Genomic DNA, 19,562 nt, shown 5'->3' with positions numbered 1-19,562 from the left:
TACGCCCCATTGGCTATTCAATTCCGATCCGGGCGCCGTTCTTGTTGCGGTTGTTATTCTTAATGTGGCCTACAGAATATATTAGTGCAAAATGTATTACAATAATTCAAATTTTTAATTGTCATAATCATATATCTTTGCGGGATATTGATATCGCTACAACCGCTTCTTACGTGTTCAGCTGCCACCACGAGAGATAGAACGAATGATTGGCCTTGCTGCCCGCCGCGCTTTCGAAAATCTTTTTGCGCCCGAGACGCGCAAGGTTTTCTGGAAGGTTCTCGGCCTTACATTGCTGGCGCTTCTCGTGCTCTGGTTCGTCCTGCGCGGCGCTTTCAATTCCTTCGTATTGCCCTGGCTGCAGGGCTTCATGCCTTCCACTTCGGATTGGGGCGGCTGGCTCTCATTGTTTCTTGCCATCTTCGCGGGCATTGCATTGGCATTGGCGATGGCGCTGCTGATTTCACCGGTCACGGCGCTGATTGCAGGCCTATTTCTCGACGATGTCGCCGAAGTGGTGGAAAGACGCGATTATCCGAACGATGCGCCGGGAGCCGCAATGCCCGTCGTCGCGGCGATGAAGAGTTCCCTGCGCTTTCTCGGGGTCGTCATTGTGGGTAATATCGTGGCGCTGTTTCTGCTGTTCATTCCGGGCGTCAATCTCGTCGCCTTCTTCCTGGTGAACGGCTATCTGCTCGGTAGGGAATTCTTCGAATTCGCCGCCATGCGCTTCCGTCCGCCGGACGAGGCGCGGGAATTCCGCGTCAAGCACGGTTTCACGGTCTTTCTGGCCGGCCTGGTGATTGCCGCCTTTCTGGCCATCCCGCTGATCAACCTGCTGACGCCGCTCTTTGCTGCCGGCATGATGGTGCATCTGCACAAGCTGATCTCGCACAGGGAGACGAGCCTGCGGTCAAGACAGGCTTAGCCTGCGGCTTCCGCTCCGATGACCTGAGGCGGGAGTTCGATCAGGGGAGCGGGTATGTCACAGGTTTTTTCCGGCGAGCGACAGAGGTCGGCAATGACGCAGCGTTCGCATTCCGGCTTGCGCGCCTTGCAGACATAGCGGCCATGCAGGATCAACCAATGGTGCGCATGATAGAGATACTGATCGGGGATGATCTTCATCAGCCGCTGCTCGACTTCGTCGGGCGTTTTCCCGGGAGCCAGCAACAGCCGGTTGGCGATGCGGAAAATATGCGTGTCGACGGCCATCGTCGCCTGGCCGAAGGCCATGGAAAGCACGACATTCGCGGTCTTGCGGCCGACGCCGGGCAGGGTCATCAACTCTTCGCGGGTGCGCGGCACCTCGCCGCCGAAATCCGTCATCAGCTTTTCCGACAAAGCCATGACGTTCTTCGCCTTGTTGCGGTAAAGGCCGATCGTCTTGATATATCCGCGGATGCGTTCCTCGCCGAGATCGAGCATCTTCTGCGGGGTATCGGCGACGGCGAAGAGGGCGCGCGTCGCCTTGTTGACGCCGGCATCGGTCGCCTGCGCCGAAAGCGCCACGGCAACGACCAGCGTAAAGGGATTGACGTGCTCCAGCTCGCCCTTGGGTTCCGGCCGCTGGACGGAGAAGCGCCGGAAGATCTCTTCCAGATCCGCCTTGGAATATAGGCTCTTTCCCGCGGGCTTGCGGCCTGCGGTCGCATTTGACTTTTTCACGGTTTGGGCGCTGGATTTGATCTTTGGATTTGCCATAAACGACCTATACTCAAGTCCTATGACGAAACGCAACGCCGATACGGCCGCAGACGGCGCCAGGCCGGTTTTCGCCGCCGAATTGTTTCCCCATCGCTCGCTGCCGCGAAAGGGGTTCAGGGTCATGCTGGCCTTGGCGGGCATCTTCTGCCTCTTCTACAGCATTCTCTTCGTCACGCGCGGCGCCTGGCCGATCGGCATTTTCTTCGGCGCGGATTTCTTCCTGCTCTATGGCGCCTTCTGGCTGAATTATCGCTCGGGGCGCGTGCGCGAAGAGGTGACGGTATCTCGCACCAATGTATCCATTCGCAAGTTCTCGCCGACTGGCCGCATGGTGGAGCATGATTTCAACCCGTTCTGGACGCGTTTCCTCGTTCGCCGCCACAGCGAGATCGGCGTCGTGTCGATGCATGTCCGCGACAGAAATCACGACACCGATGTCGGCTCCTTCCTTAATCCGGAGGATCGCGAGAGCTTTGCCAAGGCCTTCAAGCGGGCATTGGCGACCGTGACGCAACGGATATGAACGGCCTTCCCAGAGCGGCGATATCACATTTTTGCAGAGAGACCACTTGCGCAAGAAACGGGTGGTTTTAGCCCTCTTGCCGTGGTTTTCTCCTTTTCAAGGAGAAAGATCATGAATGCCATTGCACAGCTGAAGAAAGACATCACCCCGGAAGGTCAGGATTATGACACCGTGCGGGAGGTCATCGAGCTCATCACCGAGGAATATCGCGATCAGCCGTCCTTGGAGATGCTGGCCGAAAGGCTCGGCCAGTCGCCGACGCAATTGCAGAAGACGTTCACGCGCTGGGCCGGGCTGTCGCCCAAGGCGTTCCTTCAGGCCGTCACGCTCGATCATGCCAAGCGTCTCCTGCGGAAGGAAGATCTGCCGCTGCTGGAGACCTCTTTCGAGGTCGGCTTGTCCGGACCCAGCCGTCTGCATGATCTCTTCGTCACGCATGAGGCAATGTCTCCGGGCGAATGGAAGGCGAGGGGCAGCGGTCTGGTGATGCGCTATGCTTTTCATATCTCCCCCTTCGGCCTCGCCTTGATCATGGTCACCGACCGTGGCCTTGCCGGCCTTGCCTTCAGCGATCCTGGCAATGAAAAGGCGTGCCTGGCCGACATGACCTGCCGCTGGCCGAATGCCGAGTTCATCGAGGATCCGCGTGCGACGGCACCTTACGCGGCGCGCATCTTCGAGCGTTCGAACTGGTCGAGCGACCAGCCGCTGCGCGTTGTGCTGATCGGCTCGGATTTCCAGCTTCGCGTCTGGGAGAGCCTGTTGAAGATCCCGATGGGCCGCGCAGTGACCTATTCCGACATCGCAAGAGATATCGGCCAGCCGACGGCAATGCGGGCCGTCGGGGCGGCTGTTGGCCGCAACCCGATCTCTTTCGTGGTGCCCTGCCACCGTGCGCTCGGCAAGAATGGGCAGCTGACGGGGTATCATTGGGGGCTGACGCGCAAGCGGGCGATGCTAGGGTGGGAAGCGGGGGATGCTTGAGGTGAGCTATTCGAAAGTTCTGCGATTGCTGAGCCTCTGATACCCCTCTGTCCCTGTCGGGACATCTCCCCCTCGTGACAGAGGGGGTGTGCACTTTCCAAGCACTCGGAGCTGACGGCCGAAGCGCTCTCAAGCCGCCTTCGCTATACTCATCCGCAGCAGTGCCTTGGCGGCACTTTCATCCGTGATCAACGTATTGCAGCCGATGCGCTTGATGGTGGCGCTGATCGCCTGGGCACGATGGGCGCCGCCGGAGGAGATGACGATGTGCTTTGCCTTTTTCAGCGTATCGAGATCGACGGACATGACGCGCTTGTTGATCGGATGATCGACGGAATTGCCGTCGGCGTCGAGGAAGTTGAACATGGTGTCGCAGACGCAGCCCATTTCGATCAACTCTTCCAGCTCACGCTTCGAGATGAAGCCCTCCGACAACGAGGTCGATTGCGGGCCGATGTCACCACAGGAGACGATGGCGAGATCGAGGTTCTCCGCCAGGCGGTAGATGGCCTCCAGCCCGCATTTCTCGATGAGATTGCGTTTGGTCTCGACGGAGTCGACGAGAAGCGGCGCCAGGAACATGTAGCATTCGGCACCCAGCTGACTCGCCAGACGCCAGGTATAATCGATCGGATTGGTCTGATGGACGGCGACGATGCCGCCGAGCAGGGAAACCACCTTGCAATTGTCCCGGCGTGTCGGGCGAAAGCTTGCGAGCGAAGCCGTCATCGTCCGGCCCCAGCCGACGCCGATCGTATAGTTGTCGGGGATGGCTTCGGTCAGGAACTGGCCAAGCGCCAGGCCGACGCTCTTTGCCTGCGCGTTGACGTTGCCGCCGGCCGGCTCGGGAACGACGATCGCTTCATCGAGCCCAAAGGTACGTTCGAGCTTGATCGCCAATTCAACGCAGTCGTCGATGCCTTCGGTGATCCAGATCTGCACCTCGGCGCGGCGCATGGCCTCATCCAGCAGGCGGATGACGGTGGTGCGGCTGATGCCCAGCTGTTCGGCCACATCTTTCTGCGTCAGGCCCTGGTTATAATAAAGCCAGGCGGCGCGAAGCCTCAGGGACGAGGTCTCCGAATAGGCGGTGTGGGTTCCGCGTCTCAGTTTGGCCACAGGTCCTCCAGCGAGATTGTCGCATGCGCCGTTTAACGTCATGGTCCGCCTGAGATGCGAAAAGGAATGACGGCGGAGGACTGGAGCAGGCGAGATCGGCTCTTCTGCTGCCGATATTCTATGACATGAAACTTATGTCAATCGAATTGCACAAATGTCCTTGACTTTTCGGTGCGAGATTGCTGATAGTCAGTGGTGAGGAATTCGGTCTTGTCCAATCGAGGAGGACAATGTGCGAGTGCTGCTGCGAGCAGGTGCCAGACCGGACAGGGAGCTATATAGGGCGCCCGGTGCCGGTGAAAAGCCTGCTTTCGGAAGGTTGTTTCTTCACCGCTCGGCCGTTCACCGGAAATGGAACTTTCGCGCTTTTTATCCCGTTACCGACACATAGGAGAAGGAAGGCCGCACCCCTGACGCCTTCGGCCCCGTCCGACGAAAAGACCGGATCTGCCGCCAACATCTCCCAACCCTATGGGCTTCATTCAACAAGGATACCTGTTATGACTTCCAAGCTTGATCAACTCCGCGCCATGACGACGGTCGTGGCCGATACCGGCGATATCGAGGCAGTCGCCCGCCTGAAGCCGGTGGATTGCACCACCAACCCGACTATCGTGCTGAAGGCGCTCGGCACGCCGATGTTCGCCGATGCGATCAAGGAAGCCGTGGTCTGGGGCAAGAAGCAGGGCGGCACGTCGGAAGCGATCGCTGCCGCCGTCGGCGACCGTCTGGCGATTTCCGTCGGTGCAGCCCTTTCCGGCCTGGTCCCGGGCCGTGTCTCGACCGAGGTCGATGCCGATCTTTCCTTCGACACCGAAGCTTCGATTGCAAAGGCGCGCGCCATTATCGCTGCCTACAAGGAGCGCGGCATCGAGCGTGATCGCATCCTGATCAAGCTCGCCTCCACCTGGGAAGGCATCCGTGCCGCCGAAGTGCTGCAGAAGGAAGGCATCGACTGCAATCTGACGCTGCTCTTCAGCAAGGCCCAGGCCATTGCCTGCGCCGACGCCAAGGTATTCCTGATCTCGCCCTTCGTCGGCCGCATTCTCGACTGGTACAAGAAGTCGACCGGCAAGGACTACACGGCTGAGGAAGATCCGGGCGTCATCTCCGTGCGCGACATCTATCACTACTACAAGTCCAACGACATCAAGACGATCGTCATGGGCGCCTCCTTCCGCAACACCGGCGAAATCGAAGCGCTGGCCGGCTGCGACCGCCTGACGATCAGCCCGAACCTGCTCGACGAACTTTCCAAGGACGAAGGCAAGCTGGAGCGCAAGCTCTCGCCGGAAAACAAGGGCGCCGCCGGCAAGATCGCCGTCGACGAAAAGACCTTCCGCTGGATGATGAACGAAGACGCGATGGCAACCGAGAAGCTTTCCGAAGGCATCCGTGCCTTCGCCAAGGATCTCGGCACGCTGCGGGCCATGGTCAGCAAGGAACTGCAGCTCGCCGCTGCTTGAAGGTGACCGGCTTCTCTCCATCGAGGGAGCTATGACTCGAGAGGGTGCTGCAGGGATGCGGCACCCTTTTTGTTGGAGGAAAGAGCTGCTGGCGGGCATTGCCTTGATAAAAATGCGCCCGGTCTCAGAGAGACCAGAGTCGCCGTGCATTGAGGTGATAGAGCCGGTTGCGTTCGTCGGCACTGACGCCGTGCATCAGGGCATGGGTGGCGGCGACCCACGCGGAGAGGCTGCCGCCAAGTGTGCAGACCGGCCAATCGCTGCCCCAGATGACGCGATCCCAGCCGAAGCTTGCGATGCAATGTTCGACGAACGGGCGCAGCGTTTCCGGCGACCAGTTGTCCGGATCGGCATAGGCAACGACGCCGGAAATCTTCACGATGACATTCGGCCGTTTCGCAGCCTCGCTGACGCCTAAGGACCAGCTTTCGCTCCTTCCGTCCTTCACGGCCGGCACGCCACAATGATCGAGAATGAAGCGAACATTGGGGTTGAGGTCGATGGGTGCGATCGCCTTGGATATCTGGTGCGGCAGGACGCAGAGATCGAAGGTGAGCCGGGTATTGCTGAGCCGCTGCAGATTTTCGCGGAAGAGGACACCTTCCGAGACGTCATCCGGCACGACATGCAGCACGCGGCGGAAGCCTTTGACGAAAGGGTCGGCGAGCGCGCGCTCGAGGTATGCAGGAAAGTTTGCACTTTCAGGACGGCAGGCGGCGATGGCGCCGCGCAGCAGGCTGCCAGGCTCGCGGCCCAGATCTTTGACGTATTCGGTCTCGCGCTCGATATCCGCTTCGGCGACATCGACTTCCATGTGCAGCGTGTCGGTGATTCCAAGGCGCTTGGCCTCCAGCGCATAGTCTTCATAGAAGCTGTCGCGATCGAGTGCGCCGGCATCCGCCAGCCAGGGATAGGCCAGCCGCTTGCGGTCGACGATGTGGAGATGGCTGTCGAAAAGCATGGCGTTCCTCCCATAGGTGCTGGCTTTCTACATACTCACAGAAAAATTATTCATTCAAATAAAAATTATAACTCGGCCTTATCCACCGTTCCTGCGACGGTTTCGGAGATCGCCTTGGCTGCTTGCCGCACATATTCCACCACCTGCTGGCGCGTCGGCGCCTTCGGGTTCACGGCCTCAATGTAGGGGCATGTCAATGCGGCCAGCGCGTTACCATCCATCGCCAGAACGGGTGCGGAAATATTGTGAACGCCGCTTGTCTGTAGGCTGTCCATGGTTTCGAAGCCCTTCTCGCGGATCGCCGAGAGCTTCTCTTGGAGATCGGCCGGCGGCTCCTCGGGATCCGGTTCCTGGCGTCTTTGCTCATTGATCATCATCTGGCGCTGCTTTTCATCCTTGAATGCCAGGAGAATATGGCCTGAGCCGGTATTATAGAGATTGAGCTGGGCGCCGACACGGATCGAGATGCCCCAATAGGTCGGCGAATCCTGCTGGGCGATGACGACGACCGAGCCGCGATCGTATATTGCCAGATGACAGGCCTGCTCGGCCCGATTGGAGAATTCACGCATCAGTGGCGTGGCGAAAGAGACGAGGCGGCGCACCGGCGCATGGTAATGCGCGAGGCCGAAAAGCTTCAGGGTCAGATAGAAGCGATCGCCGTCTTGCCGTTGCACATAGCCGCGCCGTACAAGACGATCAAGCATGCGATAGAATTCGTTGGGGCTCTTGTTGAGCGCCTTGGCGATTTCCGCCTGCGTCAGCCCGCCATCGATCCTCGCCAGCAACTCCAGAATGTCGAGCCCCTTATCCAAGGCCGGTGCACGATAGCGGTCGCTGTCGTCTTCTATGGTCATGAACAAAGCCCTCATGCGATCAAATATAATAATCATTCATATATGAATGATGGTGTTTTACAAGGGTGCGATCACCACTTGACGACCAATGAATAAGATGTTTGCTTATAAATTATGGATTCATGAGAGGGCCGGAGCAACCGGACGAGAGGTGTGGGCTTACAGGGAGGAATTCGATGAATTGGAGGAGCCCGGTCTTGCTGATATTTCTCTCCGGGAAGAACCATTTCGGGTTCGGCCGCGGCATGACGGCTGCATGGCATTTCAACGCCGCACGTCGATCGATGGATTAGCGATGGACTGCGAAGTGGCGAGCAACATACAGTCCTCGTCGATGAGTTGAAGGGCCGCTTTGTGCAATCCTCGAAGGTGACACGAGGCTATGCCAAGTAATTGTTATTGCATGATCTATCCGAGGTGCTGGCTACGCGGCCGGCGGAACTGGATAGGATCATAGTTCCCAAGGAAAGGATCAGGATTATGGGTCACGGGTTGGAAGGCAGGAAGGTCGTCATCACGGCGGCGGGGCAGGGCATCGGCCGGGCATCGGCGGAGCGCTTCATCTCGCTTGGCGCGCATGTCTACGCCACCGATATCAACGAGCAGACGCTTTCGACGCTGGACGGCGCGACCAAGCATGTCTTGAACGTGCTCGACAGCGCCGCGGTGAAGGCCTATGCGGAAGAGCTCGGACCTATCGACGTGCTCTTCAATTGCGCCGGCTTCGTCCATGCCGGCACGATCTTGGACTGCGAGGAGAAGGATTGGGATTTCTCCTTCAACCTCAACGCCAAGGCGATGTACACCACCTGCCGGGCCTTCCTGCCGGGCATGCTGGAGAAGGGCAAGGGCTCGATCGTCAACATGGCCTCGGTCGCTTCTAGCGTGAAGGGCGTGCCCAACCGTTTCGCCTATTGCGCTTCCAAGGCCGCCGTCATCGGCCTCACCAAGTCGATCGCCGCCGATTTCGTTGCCAAGGGCATCCGCGCCAACGCCATTTGCCCCGGCACGGTCGACAGCCCCTCGCTGCACGAGCGGCTCAGGGCAACCGGCGACTACGACAAGGCGATGAAGGATTTCATCGCCCGCCAGCCGATGGGCCGCATCGCGACCGCAGAGGAAATCGCTGCGCTGGTGACTTACCTTGCCGGCGACGAGGCCGGCTTCACCACCGGCCAGATCCACGTCATCGACGGCGGCTGGACGGGCTGAAGTCCTATTTTTCTCCATCGGAGGCTTCGTGTTGCGGGGCCTCCTTTTATTTGCCACTCTCGTTTGCGAATCGGCTTGCGGTGGGCGATTTGCGATCGGGAGAGCGGTATGGATGCGAACGGATTTTTGCATCGTTCAAGGGGTTTCGTACTGTGGCGCAAGCACCATGTGATGGTGATCTCGGTCCTTGCTGGTATCGCCGTCTTTCTGCTTCTGACATCCAGAGAGATCAACGCAAGTAATCTGCTGATCGCCTGGGACGTGACCGCCGTCGTCTTCATCGTCTATAGCCTCTATCGCATGCTGACGGCCGATCCGCAGCGCATCCGAAAGCGCTCCGCCGATCTTGATTTCTCCGATGGGTTTCTGCTGTTTCTGTCGATTGCCGCGGCGCTCGCAAGCATCGGCGGCATTGCGCTTGATTTGCTTGGGGTGAAGGATGCCTCACCGGAAGTCGCCTTCTTTCGTGTGATGATGGCGATCGTGACGATCCTGATATCCTGGACCTTCCTGCATACGCTGTTCACCATCCACTATGCGCACCGGTTCTACCGTATTCCGGGCAAGGGGCAGGGGCTGAAGTTCGCCGAGCCGGTGGAGGAGCCGATCTATTGGGACTTCCTCTATTTTTCCTTCACGATCGGTGTGGCAGCGCAGACCGCCGATATCGGTATTTCCACCGTTTCGATGCGTAAGCTCGCGCTTCTGCACGCGATTCTCTCGTTCCTATTCAACACGACGATTCTGGCGCTCGCCATAAATGTCGGGGCGAGCCTGATCTAGGCCCGCCCCTTCGATAGTCGCGGCTATATTGCTAGACGACCGCATTGCCGGCCATGACGGCCAAAACCAGGAACACCAGGAAGATGATCAGGAAGATGGCGAACAGGACGCGCGCAATAGTTGCAGTTGCCGCGGACACGCCGGAAAAGCCGAAAAAGCCGCTGATCAGCGAAATCACAAAGAAAATGAGAGCCCATTTCAGCATTTAGCTGTCTCCTCTGCGTTGTACTTCTTAAAGACGCGGGAGGAGGGTGATTTGTTCCGAGGGCGGTTTGGTTAAGGCTCGATTCTGCTGGCTAAGGCTGGATCGGGCCTCGTTCATATTGGAGCTTACCGGCCCTTCGCATGGCTCAGGGCGTTCGGCGCTGTAATCGATCCACTGGATCGATTACTTCGGCGACGCCGAACCGCGCCTCACCCATGATTGATCATCACATGCCGCACAGCGGTATAGTCTTCGATCGCATAGACCGACATATCCTTGCCGTAGCCGGATTGCTTCAGGCCGCCATGGGGCATTTCGTTGACCAGCATGAAGTGGGTGTTGATCCAGGTGCAGCCATATTGCAGCCGCGCGGCCGTCTGCATGCCGCGGCTGATGTCCTTGGTCCAGACCGAGGAAGCCAGGCCGTAGTCGCTGTCGTTGGCCCAGGCAACGGCATCGTCGGTATTGGTGAAGCGGGTTACGGAGACCACAGGGCCGAAGACTTCGCGGCGGACGATCTCGTCATCCTGCGTAGCGCCGGCGACGACGGTCGGGGCATAGAAGAAGCCGCGCTCGCCGGAAATCTTGCCGCCGGTAGTGATCTCCATGTGCTTGTGCTCGGCGGCGCGAGTGACGAAGCTCTCGACACGGTCGCGCTGGCGCTTGGAGATCAGCGGGCCGATCTCGTTCTCGGTGTCGTCGGCGAGGTTGAACTTGATGCTTGACACGGCTGACGTCAGGTCGGCGACGAAGTTGTCGTAGACCTTGGCATCGGCATAGATGCGGCAGGCGGCGGTGCAGTCCTGGCCGGCATTGTAATAGCCGAAGGTGCGGATGCCTGACACGACGGCGTCGATATCGGCATCGTCGAAGATGATGACGGGAGCCTTGCCGCCAAGCTCGAGATGCGTGCGCTTCACCGTCTTGGCCGCGGCCTGCAAGACCTTCTTGCCGGTGGCGACATCGCCGGTGATGGAGACCATGCTGATCTTCGGGTGGTTGATCAGCGCATTGCCGACGCTCTCGCCGCGGCCGAGGACGACATTGACGACGCCTTCCGGCAGGACATCCGCCAGCAGCTTTGCCATCTTCAGAGCCGTCAGCGGCGTCTGTTCGGAGGGCTTGAAGACGACGGTGTTGCCGCCGGCGATTGCTGGCGCCAGCTTCCAAGCCATCATCATCAAGGGGTAATTCCACGGTGCGATCGAACCGACGATGCCGATCGGGTCGCGGCGGATCATCGAGGTATGGCCCGGCAGGTATTCGCCGGCGACCGGGCCGTGCAGGTTGCGCACCGCGCCGGCGAAGAAGCGGTAGCAATCGACGATCGCCGGAATTTCGTCATTGAGCACGGCGTTGATCGGCTTGCCGCAGTTCAGCGCTTCGAGTGCAGCGAAACCTTCGGCATCCTTCTCGATGGCATCGGCGATCTTGAGGAGATAGGCCGAGCGTTGGCTGGGTGTGGTCTGCGACCAACTCGTGAAAGCCTTTTCGGCAGCGTCGACAGCGGCATCGATCTGGCCGAGCGAGGCTTCCGGGAGGTTTAGCACGGTCTCGCCCGTCTTCGGGTTGAGGACGCGTTCTTCCGTTTCCGTACCGGCTTCGAAGCGGGCGCCGATCAGCATCCGGGTATCCATGATTATTCCCCTTTCATTTGCCGCCGCCGGCGATCTGGTCGCCGTCGCGGGTAAGATAGTAAGCTGCCAGGATCGGCAGGAAGGTGACAAGCACGACGACCATGGCGACGACGTTGGTCACGGGTCGCTGGCGCGGGCGAATGAGTTCCTCCAGCATCCAGATCGGCAGCGTCATCTGCTGGCCGCCGGTAAAGGTGGTGACGATGACTTCGTCGAAGGAGAGCGCGAAGGCGAGCATGCCGCCGGCGAGCAGCGCCGTGCCGATGTTCGGCAGGACGACATGGCGGAAGGTCTGGAAGCCATCGGCACCAAGATCCATCGACGCTTCGATCAGCGAGCCGGAGGTGCGGCGGAAACGGGCGACGGCATTGTTGTAGACCACGACGACGCAGAAGGTCGCATGGCCGAGAACGATCGTCCAGACCGAGAAGGGGATATCGAACAGGCTGAAGGCGGAGCGCAGCGCAATGCCGGTGATGATGCCGGGCAGCGCGATCGGCAGGATGACCAGCAGCGAGATTGCCTCACGGCCGAAGAATTTCGTCTGGCTGACGGCGGCGGCGCAAAGCGTGCCGAGGATCAATGCGATGATCGTCGCGATGGTCGCCACCTGCACCGAAAGCGCCAGCGCCGACCAGACATCCGGCCTGTTCCACGCGATCCCGAACCATTGCAGCGTCAGCCCCGGTGGCGGCCACTGATAGCTCTTTTCCTCCGTCGTGAAGGCATAGATGAAGATCAGGAGGATCGGCAGATGCAGGAAGAGCAGGCCGCCAGCGGCTGCGATCTTCAGAGGCAAGGAGGCGCGTTGCCCACGATCAGAGCGCATCGAAAGCTCCCTGCTTTTTGGCGATCCAGAGATAGATGGCCATGATGACGATAGGCACGACCGAGAAGGCGGCGGCCAGCGGCACGTTGCCGGCGGTTCCCTGCTGCGTATAGACGGCCTGGCCGATGAAGAGGCGCGAGGAGCCGATGATCTGCGGTATGATGTAGTCGCCCAAAGTCAGCGAAAAGGTAAAGATCGAGCCGGCAACGACGCCCGGCAAAGCGAGCGGCAGCAGTACCGTGCGGAAGGTCTGGTTCGGCGTTGCGCCGAGATCCGAAGAGGCTTCCAGCAGGTTGGCCGGGACGCGTTCGAGTGCCGCCTGCGTCGGCAGGATCATATAGGGCAGCCAGATATAGACGAAGACGAGGAAGGTGCCGATATAGCTGACCGAGAGCGAGTTGCCGCCGATGATGGGGAGGGCGAGCACGCTGTCGAGCAGCCAGCCGAGATGCAGCTTGGCGAAGATCCAGGTGAGAATGCCTTCCTTGGCGAGGATCAGTTTCCAGGCATAAACCTTCACGAGATAACTCGACCAGAGCGGCAGCATGACGCCGAGATAGAACAGCGCCTTCCATTTTCCCTGCGCGTAGCGGGCTGCGTAATAGGCAATGGGGAATGCGACGAAGGCGGAGGCGACAGTCACGAGGGCGGCCATGACGACCGTGCGCACGATAATATCGAAATTCGTCGAATTCAGAAGCTGCGCATAGGTCGAGAGGGTGAATTCGTAGTTCACCATTCCCGAGAAATCGTCGATCGAGAAGAAGCTCTGCAGCAATAGCGCGATCAGCGAGCCGATATAGATGATGCCGAGCCAGAGCAGCGGCGGCGTCAGCATCAGGAACAGCAGCAGCTTCGGGCGGCGCCAGAAGAGATCGGAGAGGCGGCCGAAGACGCCACTGCGGCGCGGCAGGATCGAGGCCGGCGCCTGGCTCGGCGAGGCGGGGAAGGCGGCGGCGTTCATGCGGCGTCGTCCATATAATGAACGTCCGCGGGTTGCCAGGAGAGGCGGACCGAGGTGCCAGCGTCCGGGGCTGATTGCCCGGCGGGTACCGTCACATGCAGGCGAGTGCCATTTGTCTCCACCGAGAGGCGGGTCGCGACACCGAGAAAGCTCGTCGCTTTCACGGTGGCCGCCACGCCGCTCTCCTCGGTCAACCGGATGGCCTCGGGGCGCAGGCTTGCCCAGCGCCGTTCGCCGCCGAGCGACGACATGACCTCGGGAGCAATGACGTTGGAGGAGCCGACGAAATCGGCGACGAAACGGGTCTTCGGCCGCTGATAGATGTCGTGCGGCGTGCCATGCTGCACGATGCGGCCTTCGTTGAAGACGGCCACACGATCGGCCATGGACAAGGCTTCGCCCTGATCGTGGGTGACGAAGACGAAGGTGATGCCGAGTGCGCGCTGCAGGCTCTTTAATTCCTCCTGCATCTGCTCGCGCAGTTTCAGGTCGAGAGCGCCGAGCGGTTCATCGAGCAGCAGCACCTTCGGCTTGTTGACCAGAGCGCGGGCGAGCGCCACGCGCTGGCGCTGGCCACCGGAAAGCTGGCCGGGGCGGCGGGTGCCATAGCCCGGCAGCTTCACCAGCTCCAGCGCCTGTTCGGCGGCCTTCAGCCGTTCGGCCTTGCCGACACCCTTTACCATCAGTCCGTAGGCGACGTTGTCGAGGATATTGAGATGCGGAAACAGCGCATAATCCTGAAAGACCGTGTTGACGTTGCGCCTATAGGGCGGGACACCTTCGGCGGTTTCGCCGAAAATCTCCAAATGGCCGCCTGTAGGCTGCTCGAAGCCGGCGATCAGCCTGAGACAGGTGGTCTTGCCGGAGCCGGAAGGGCCGAGCATGGCGAAGAACTCGCCGGGCGCGATCTCCAGATCGACGCGGTCCACAGCGCGAACCTGGCCGAAATGGCGCGACACCTGCTGAAAACGAACGGCGTTCATTGGTTTCTCCAAGGAGAGGTTGGTTTCTCCTTCTCCCGGAGGGGAGAAGGTGGCCCGAAGGATCGGATGAGGGGGCGACATAAGCTGTCCTTCGCTTGTCGCTCCAGACATTCGTCACTTCGTTCCTCATCCCCTCATCTGCCTTGTCATGCATCTTTTCCCCGTTGGGTAGAAGAGGAAGACTATCGTCCCCCAATCACGCCGATATAATCCGATACCCAGCGATGATAGGGCACGCATTCGTTCTGCGTGCTGCACTTCGCGACCGGCGTCTTCCAGAAGCGGATCTTGTCGAAGTGGTCATAGCCGTTGGTGGCGCAACCGCTGTCGGTGAGCAGTTCATTGCCTTTGCAGGCAGCGGGAACCGAGGGCACGGCGCCGAACCAGGCGGCGGCATCACCCTGAACCTTGGCTTCAAGCGAGTGTTCCAGCCACATATAGGCGCAGTTCGGATGCTCGCTGTCGGCATGCAGCATGGTGGTATCGGCCCAGCCCGTCGTTCCCTCATCCGGGAAGGTGGAGGCGATCTTCTGCTTGTCGGCCTGCAGCAGGTTCACCTGGAACGGCCAGGAGCCGGAAGCGACGACGCCTTCATTCTTGAAGTCGTCGGTCTGGATCATCGCATCATGCCAATAGCGGCTGACGAGCTTGCGCTGGCCGCGCAGCAGCTCGAGAGCGGCCTTGTACTGATCTTCGTTGAGCTCGTAGGGGTCCTTGATGCCGAGTTCGGGCTTGTGGGCCATGAGATAGAGAGCGGCGTCGGCAATATAGATCGGACCGTCATAGGCCTGCACGCGGCCCTTGTTGGATTTGCCGTCCGGGAGCGTCATCTCTTCGAAGACCACATTCCAGCTCTTCGGCGCCTGACCCTTGAAGGCGTCGGTGTTGTACATCAGCACGTTCGGGCCCCAGAGATAGGGAACGCCATAATGGACGCCGTTGACCGTGTGCCAGGGGGCATTCTTCAGGCGTTCGTCGAGGTTCTTCCAGCTGGGGATCAGATCGGTGTTGATCGGCTGCACGCGCTTGCCTGCAACAAGGCGCAGCGACGCGTCCCCGGATGCGGTCACCAGGTCGAAGCCGCCTTCATTCATCAGGGCGACCATTTCATCCGATGTCGCCGCCGTCTTGACGCTGACCTTGCAGCCGGTTTCCTTCTCGAAGCCCGTGACCCAATCGTAATTCTTATCGCTTTCACCGCGCTCGATATAGCCGGCCCATGCGACGATGCTGACGGCGCCTTCGCCCTTACCGAGCGTCTTCAAGGGCTCGGCGGCAATGACCTGCGTTGCGAAACTAAGGCATGCGAGCGCGGCCGTGCATGATTTCAGCAGATGCTTCATCGGACTCTCCCGGTTTTTAATCTTGATATAGCGGAGCCAATAGCTGGCTTCTTGTTCCCGGAAGAAAAGGTGGCGCGATTTCGCTGCATTCGCAAATTCATTTATCAGAAAGACGATATCGGAATTTCCGATAGATACAGGTAGAATCCGCCGCTCTACGGAAAGGCTCGCTGGCCAGAGATAGAGAACCGCTACCGCTGGCGTCCTGTGCGCATGCTTTCCGCAATGCCGACAAAATCGCGTGCCGTCTGCGGCAGGCTCGATCCCTTGCGCCAGACCATGCCGACCTGGACGACCGGGAGGGAGCCGGAGACGTCGCGGCTCTCGATGCGATCGCCTTCCAGCGACCAGGGACGATAGACGAGATCCGGTAAAAGCGCGACGCCGGCACCGGTTGCAACCAGGCTGCGAACCGCCTCGACAGAGCGGGTGCGGAAGGCGACGTGCGGGCGGGCGCCGAGCGCACTCAAAAGCTTGCCCGTATTCTCCTCGATCTCGTCGATGGTCAGCATGATCAGCGGCTCGCGGCTGATATCCGCGACGCTGATGATGTCGGCCGAGACGAGGGGGTGGCCCATCGGCAGCCAGAGACGATAGGGCGAGGTCTCTAGAATCTCAGCCTGCAGGGCCATGCGGTCGCGCAGATTGGAAATGACCATGACGGCAACGTCCAGTTCGCCACCAACCAGAAGATGCTCCAGATAGCCGCCATTATCCTCAATGGCGCTGACCTCAACGCCAGGGCAGGCACGGCGATAGCGCGCCAGAAGATCGGACAGGACATAGCCGGCAACGAGCGATGTCACGCCGATATTCAGGATGCCGCCGGCTTCGTTCCGCTTTCCGGAAAAGCTGGTGCGGGCATCGGAAACGGTCGCCAGGATCTTCGTCGCATGGCGCAGGAACTGGTGACCGTTATGGGTGATCGACAACCCGCGCGGATGGCGCTCGAACAGCTCGACGCCGAGATCGCTTTCCAGTTCCTTGAGCGCTTCGGTCACAGAGGATTGCGAGATCGACAGGTTCTGCGCGGCCCGCGTCACGGAGCCCTGTTCCGCCACGGCGACGAAGTATTGCAGCTGTCTCAGGGTGAAGGCCATGCTCCGGTTAGAGCATGTTCGCGCCAGCAAAGGCAAGTGCTCGTCATAGCTGTGAAAGTTTGGACCTTTTTTGGTAACGACGCCTGAGGCAGCATAAGTTTTACCTCAGTTTTAAGTATTCCGAAACGCCAATTCCCTAACGTGAGGGTTGATCATTTTTGTCGGCTTGGAGTGGTTTATGCGGGAGCAGTTGGCGTGAGCGCCTTACTGCACATTTTCCGGGTACCCCGGAAGTTTGTCGTCCTGATCGGCGGAGTGGCCCTTCTTGTGGGGTCCTCCGGCGTTTTTGCGCTTTATATCGGCAAGGACAGGCTGCTCGGTCTCGTATCCGCCTCCCCCAACGGGCTTCAGTGCACGGACGTCAATCTCGTTACCATTCGCAAGGACAACCGCTTCTGGGTTCGCAAGTATATTCGCACTGAACCGACCGACGGGTTGACGCGGGTCAGAACCGCGCTTCGCGTTGCCAAGGCCGTCTATCAGGAACAGAAGCCGGATCTCGTCCAGGTTGTGGTTCTCGACAAGAACGGGCCGACGTTGCGTTCCGACCTGCGCGGCCGGGCTCTCGGCGCCGATGTCGTCTATGTGGCCCATCCCGACCGGCTGGTCGACGGCAGCTCCGAAGCACCGCTGATGGCGCGCTATTATGATGGCGGCGCCAGCAATGCCGGCCTCTTCTATGGTGAGCAGATTACCATGCTGCCGCAGGATATCGATGCGGCGGTCGCCGGATTGAAGAACCTGTCCGACTGCGACAATTCGCTGGCAGCGGACAATGGCGGCGACGCCAAAAAGGATAAGGTGAAGGCGGCGATCGCTGCAGAAGAGAAGACGGCTTCGAAACAGGCCGAGAGCCACGATGCCAAGCCGGCATTGCCGGAGCCGAAATCCACCGGCAATGTGCAGCCGGGCTATGATGAGAACGGCGAGTTCATCGGCGCCGATGCCGGTTCCAAAGGCAAGAGCCCGTCACCGGGATTGGACCCGACCATGACGGGTGCGGCCGACCGCCGCTCGCCGGTCACCAACTGATCTGAACCGGCTTTGCGCTGCCGGGCGGAAAGGCTACTGCCTCATTCGGCCAGATGTTTCTCGCCGATAGCCTGATAGAGCGCGAAAAGCGCCTCGTGGACTTCGCCCGCGAGACGATAGAAATCGGGATTCGCCAAGATGGCGGGGTGCTGCAGCAGCTGGTCGTCGGTCATGTCGAGCATGATTGACACTGCGTGCATCGCCTCGTGGCAGCCGAACGTTCCCGGCGCGTATTGCGAGAGATCGATATCGCCGATCTCGGCAAGATCGGCCAGCCGCTGATGCTCGCTATCGTCTGCGGCTGACATCTCTTTATCCGTCATAATACGCACCTTTGATGTTCGCAGGACCCAACTGGTCTCAATCGGCCTTGTTGCGGCGTGCCGGGAAAAGGATGATATCACGGATCGACGGCGAGTTGGTCAAAAGCATGATGAGGCGGTCCACACCGATGCCGAGACCGCCCGCGGGCGGCATGCCCTGATCGATCGCGTCGAGGAATTCCTCGTCCAGTTCCTTCTGCTTCTCGCCGCGCGCATGGGCCTGCTCAAGCTGTTCGACCATGCGGGCGCGCTGCTCTTCCGGATCGTTGAGTTCGGAAAAGGCGTTACCGAGTTCCCAGGCGTTGCAGTAGGTCTCGAAACGCTCGACGAGGCGCGGCTCGCCCGGCACTTCCTTGGCGAAGGGCGAGATGTCCTTCGGGAAATGCGTAACGTGCGCCGGCTGGATGAGCGTGCCCTCGACCTTCTCTTCGAAGATGAAGGCAAGGCATTCGCCCCAGGTTGCGTCCTTCTCGACGGCAAAGCCGGCGGCCTTGGAAGCGGCTCGGGCTTCTTCGTCGGTCTTGATCGCCAGGAAGTCGATGCCGGTCGCCTCCTTGACGGCGTCAGGCATCGGCACGCGGCGGAACGGACCCTTGAAGGATATCTGCTTGTCGCCAAAGGCGAATTCGGTGCTGCCGTGGATCGACATGGCAAGCGTCGAGAACAGACGCTCGACGAGGTCCATGATGTCCTCGTAGTCGGCATAGGCCCAATAGCACTCCATCATCGTGAATTCGGGATTGTGCCGGGTGGAGACGCCTTCGTTGCGGAAGTTGCGGTTGATCTCGAAGACCTTGTCGGTGAGGCCGGAGACCAGCGTGCGCTTCAGGAACAATTCCGGCGCGATGCGCAGGTACATGTCGAGCTTCAGCGTATTGTGATGGGTCTTGAACGGCTCGGCGGTGGCGCCGCCATAGACCGAATGCAGCATCGGCGTTTCGACTTCCATGAAGCCGTCATTTTCCATGAAGCGGCGGATGCCGGAGACGATGCGGCTGCGCTGCTGGAAGCGGAGCTTCGATTCCTCGTTGGTCATGATGTCGAGGTGACGCTTGCGATAGCGCAGCTCGATATCGGATAGGCCGTGCCACTTTTCCGGCATCGGCAGCAGCGACTTGGTCAGCATGGTGATCTGCTGCGCATTGATGGTCAGTTCGCCGCGCTTGGTGCGGCGCACGAGGCCGGTGACGCCGATGATATCGCCGAGGTCGATCATCGGCAGCAGCGAGCGCGCCTCTTCCGAAGTCACGTCCTTGTGGCTGAAGATCTGGATCTTGCCGGAGGCGTCATGAATATCCATGAACATGCCGGAGTTGCGCGAGGAATAGACGCGGCCTGCCACGGTGACGACATCGCCGGTTTCGGTATCCGGCTCCAGGCCTTCGTATTTCGCAGCCAGCTCGGCATTGGTCATGGTCCGGTGGAAATGCGCCGGATAGACGTCGCCGATCTTTTCGCGCAGCAGCTTCAGCTTCTGGCGGCGAACTTCCGTTGCGTCGGAGGAGAGGGCGGAGGCTTCGGTCTTGTCGTTCAT

General features: G+C 60.0%; 20 protein-coding genes. 7 read left to right on the top strand and 13 right to left on the bottom strand.

Annotated features, from left to right (window positions below; translation table 11 throughout):
* Window positions 1-205: 205 nt before the first annotated feature.
* Complete coding sequence (locus C7U61_RS15920) at window positions 206-928, top strand: sulfate transporter family protein (protein ID WP_106998979.1); 723 nt, start codon at window positions 206-208, stop codon at window positions 926-928.
* Here the strand turns inward: C7U61_RS15920 and nth are convergent.
* Window positions 925-1,704, bottom strand: a complete 780-nt coding sequence (nth, locus tag C7U61_RS15915) for an endonuclease III (protein ID WP_106998978.1) — start codon at window positions 1,702-1,704, stop codon at window positions 925-927. The two genes, C7U61_RS15920 and nth, sit on opposite strands and share 4 nt — an antisense overlap.
* A gap of 22 nt (window positions 1,705-1,726) precedes the next feature.
* Between nth and C7U61_RS15910 the strand changes: the two genes are divergently transcribed.
* Both C7U61_RS15910 and C7U61_RS15905 read left to right on the top strand, forming a co-directional pair.
* Entirely contained in the window at window positions 1,727-2,230 is a 504-nt protein-coding gene (locus C7U61_RS15910; RefSeq protein ID WP_106998977.1) for a DUF2244 domain-containing protein, read from the top strand.
* Window positions 2,231-2,341: 111 nt separating this feature from the next.
* On the top strand, window positions 2,342-3,214 hold the full coding sequence (locus C7U61_RS15905; RefSeq protein WP_106998976.1) for a bifunctional helix-turn-helix domain-containing protein/methylated-DNA--[protein]-cysteine S-methyltransferase: 873 nt from the start codon (window positions 2,342-2,344) through the stop codon (window positions 3,212-3,214).
* A 129-nt stretch (window positions 3,215-3,343) separates the two neighbouring features.
* Here C7U61_RS15905 and C7U61_RS15900 read toward each other — a convergent pair whose 3' ends face one another.
* Complete coding sequence (locus C7U61_RS15900) at window positions 3,344-4,333, bottom strand: sugar-binding transcriptional regulator (RefSeq protein WP_106998975.1); 990 nt, start codon at window positions 4,331-4,333, stop codon at window positions 3,344-3,346.
* Between the two features lie 500 nt (window positions 4,334-4,833).
* Here C7U61_RS15900 and tal point away from each other — a divergent pair, with 500 nt between their 5' ends.
* Window positions 4,834-5,799, top strand: coding sequence for a transaldolase (tal, locus tag C7U61_RS15895; protein WP_106998974.1), 966 nt, complete (start codon window positions 4,834-4,836; stop codon window positions 5,797-5,799).
* Window positions 5,800-5,923: 124 nt separating this feature from the next.
* Here tal and C7U61_RS15890 read toward each other — a convergent pair whose 3' ends face one another.
* Entirely contained in the window at window positions 5,924-6,760 is an 837-nt protein-coding gene (locus tag C7U61_RS15890; protein WP_106998973.1) for an amidohydrolase, read from the bottom strand.
* 65 nt (window positions 6,761-6,825) lie between these two features.
* Window positions 6,826-7,617 (bottom strand): IclR family transcriptional regulator, encoded by a 792-nt coding sequence (locus C7U61_RS15885; RefSeq protein ID WP_106998972.1) that lies wholly within the window; start codon window positions 7,615-7,617, stop codon window positions 6,826-6,828.
* A gap of 480 nt (window positions 7,618-8,097) precedes the next feature.
* On the opposite strand from C7U61_RS15885, the gene C7U61_RS15880 reads away from it, so the two are divergent.
* Complete coding sequence (locus C7U61_RS15880; protein ID WP_106998971.1) at window positions 8,098-8,829, top strand: SDR family oxidoreductase; 732 nt, start codon at window positions 8,098-8,100, stop codon at window positions 8,827-8,829.
* 108 nt (window positions 8,830-8,937) lie between these two features.
* Complete coding sequence (locus tag C7U61_RS15875; RefSeq protein WP_106998970.1) at window positions 8,938-9,612, top strand: DUF1345 domain-containing protein; 675 nt, start codon at window positions 8,938-8,940, stop codon at window positions 9,610-9,612.
* Between the two features lie 31 nt (window positions 9,613-9,643).
* Here C7U61_RS15875 and C7U61_RS15870 read toward each other — a convergent pair whose 3' ends face one another.
* From C7U61_RS15870 to C7U61_RS15840, 7 genes are all read right to left on the bottom strand, one after another.
* Window positions 9,644-9,817, bottom strand: a complete 174-nt coding sequence (locus C7U61_RS15870; protein WP_037196276.1) for a DUF1328 domain-containing protein — start codon at window positions 9,815-9,817, stop codon at window positions 9,644-9,646.
* 209 nt (window positions 9,818-10,026) lie between these two features.
* Complete coding sequence (locus C7U61_RS15865) at window positions 10,027-11,454, bottom strand: gamma-aminobutyraldehyde dehydrogenase (protein ID WP_106998969.1); 1,428 nt, start codon at window positions 11,452-11,454, stop codon at window positions 10,027-10,029.
* A 13-nt stretch (window positions 11,455-11,467) separates the two neighbouring features.
* Entirely contained in the window at window positions 11,468-12,283 is an 816-nt protein-coding gene (locus C7U61_RS15860) for an ABC transporter permease (RefSeq protein WP_106998968.1), read from the bottom strand.
* Window positions 12,273-13,247 (bottom strand): ABC transporter permease, encoded by a 975-nt coding sequence (locus C7U61_RS15855; RefSeq protein WP_106998967.1) that lies wholly within the window; start codon window positions 13,245-13,247, stop codon window positions 12,273-12,275. Before C7U61_RS15855 ends, C7U61_RS15860 begins: the two co-directional genes overlap by 11 nt.
* Window positions 13,244-14,230 (bottom strand): ABC transporter ATP-binding protein, encoded by a 987-nt coding sequence (locus C7U61_RS15850; protein ID WP_106998966.1) that lies wholly within the window; start codon window positions 14,228-14,230, stop codon window positions 13,244-13,246. The genes C7U61_RS15855 and C7U61_RS15850 overlap by 4 nt, the downstream gene beginning before the upstream one ends.
* Before the next feature lie 182 nt (window positions 14,231-14,412).
* On the bottom strand, window positions 14,413-15,573 hold the full coding sequence (locus C7U61_RS15845) for an ABC transporter substrate-binding protein (RefSeq protein WP_106998965.1): 1,161 nt from the start codon (window positions 15,571-15,573) through the stop codon (window positions 14,413-14,415).
* Between the two features lie 191 nt (window positions 15,574-15,764).
* A complete protein-coding gene (locus tag C7U61_RS15840) occupies window positions 15,765-16,673 on the bottom strand; it encodes a LysR family transcriptional regulator (protein WP_106998964.1) in 909 nt (302 codons plus the stop codon).
* Window positions 16,674-16,868: 195 nt separating this feature from the next.
* On the opposite strand from C7U61_RS15840, the gene C7U61_RS15835 reads away from it, so the two are divergent.
* On the top strand, window positions 16,869-17,705 hold the full coding sequence (locus tag C7U61_RS15835) for a hypothetical protein (RefSeq protein ID WP_106998963.1): 837 nt from the start codon (window positions 16,869-16,871) through the stop codon (window positions 17,703-17,705).
* A 41-nt stretch (window positions 17,706-17,746) separates the two neighbouring features.
* Here C7U61_RS15835 and C7U61_RS15830 read toward each other — a convergent pair whose 3' ends face one another.
* Both C7U61_RS15830 and lysS read right to left on the bottom strand, forming a co-directional pair.
* Window positions 17,747-18,013, bottom strand: a complete 267-nt coding sequence (locus tag C7U61_RS15830) for a hypothetical protein (RefSeq protein WP_245410807.1) — start codon at window positions 18,011-18,013, stop codon at window positions 17,747-17,749.
* Window positions 18,014-18,065: 52 nt separating this feature from the next.
* Window positions 18,066-19,562: a lysine--tRNA ligase gene (gene lysS, locus C7U61_RS15825; protein WP_106998961.1), complete on the bottom strand. Its 1,497-nt coding sequence runs from the start codon at window positions 19,560-19,562 to the stop codon at window positions 18,066-18,068.

This window comes from Rhizobium sp. JAB6, assembly GCF_003024605.1.
Lineage (GTDB): Bacteria > Pseudomonadota > Alphaproteobacteria > Rhizobiales > Rhizobiaceae > Rhizobium.
The sequence above is the reverse complement of the archived record's forward strand: the minus strand, read 5'-3'. Positions and strand labels throughout refer to the sequence as shown.

What these genes read in the sequence shown, in the direction of transcription:
- C7U61_RS15850 (WP_106998966.1), bottom strand. Translation starts at nt 14,230, where the DNA reads ATGAACGCCGTTCGTTTTCAGCAGGTGTCGCGCCATTTCGGCCAGGTT.
- C7U61_RS15905 (WP_106998976.1), top strand. Translation starts at nt 2,342, where the DNA reads ATGAATGCCATTGCACAGCTGAAGAAAGACATCACCCCGGAAGGTCAG.
- C7U61_RS15860 (WP_106998968.1), bottom strand. Translation starts at nt 12,283, where the DNA reads ATGCGCTCTGATCGTGGGCAACGCGCCTCCTTGCCTCTGAAGATCGCA.
- C7U61_RS15890 (WP_106998973.1), bottom strand. Translation starts at nt 6,760, where the DNA reads ATGCTTTTCGACAGCCATCTCCACATCGTCGACCGCAAGCGGCTGGCC.
- C7U61_RS15840 (WP_106998964.1), bottom strand. Translation starts at nt 16,673, where the DNA reads ATGGCCTTCACCCTGAGACAGCTGCAATACTTCGTCGCCGTGGCGGAA.
- C7U61_RS15855 (WP_106998967.1), bottom strand. Translation starts at nt 13,247, where the DNA reads ATGAACGCCGCCGCCTTCCCCGCCTCGCCGAGCCAGGCGCCGGCCTCG.
- C7U61_RS15870 (WP_037196276.1), bottom strand. Translation starts at nt 9,817, where the DNA reads ATGCTGAAATGGGCTCTCATTTTCTTTGTGATTTCGCTGATCAGCGGC.
- C7U61_RS15920 (WP_106998979.1), top strand. Translation starts at nt 206, where the DNA reads ATGATTGGCCTTGCTGCCCGCCGCGCTTTCGAAAATCTTTTTGCGCCC.
- C7U61_RS15830 (WP_245410807.1), bottom strand. Translation starts at nt 18,013, where the DNA reads ATGTCAGCCGCAGACGATAGCGAGCATCAGCGGCTGGCCGATCTTGCC.
- lysS (WP_106998961.1), bottom strand. Translation starts at nt 19,562, where the DNA reads ATGAACGACAAGACCGAAGCCTCCGCCCTCTCCTCCGACGCAACGGAA.
- C7U61_RS15845 (WP_106998965.1), bottom strand. Translation starts at nt 15,573, where the DNA reads ATGAAGCATCTGCTGAAATCATGCACGGCCGCGCTCGCATGCCTTAGT.
- tal (WP_106998974.1), top strand. Translation starts at nt 4,834, where the DNA reads ATGACTTCCAAGCTTGATCAACTCCGCGCCATGACGACGGTCGTGGCC.
- nth (WP_106998978.1), bottom strand. Translation starts at nt 1,704, where the DNA reads ATGGCAAATCCAAAGATCAAATCCAGCGCCCAAACCGTGAAAAAGTCA.
- C7U61_RS15865 (WP_106998969.1), bottom strand. Translation starts at nt 11,454, where the DNA reads ATGGATACCCGGATGCTGATCGGCGCCCGCTTCGAAGCCGGTACGGAA.
- C7U61_RS15910 (WP_106998977.1), top strand. Translation starts at nt 1,727, where the DNA reads ATGACGAAACGCAACGCCGATACGGCCGCAGACGGCGCCAGGCCGGTT.
- C7U61_RS15885 (WP_106998972.1), bottom strand. Translation starts at nt 7,617, where the DNA reads ATGACCATAGAAGACGACAGCGACCGCTATCGTGCACCGGCCTTGGAT.
- C7U61_RS15880 (WP_106998971.1), top strand. Translation starts at nt 8,098, where the DNA reads ATGGGTCACGGGTTGGAAGGCAGGAAGGTCGTCATCACGGCGGCGGGG.
- C7U61_RS15875 (WP_106998970.1), top strand. Translation starts at nt 8,938, where the DNA reads ATGGATGCGAACGGATTTTTGCATCGTTCAAGGGGTTTCGTACTGTGG.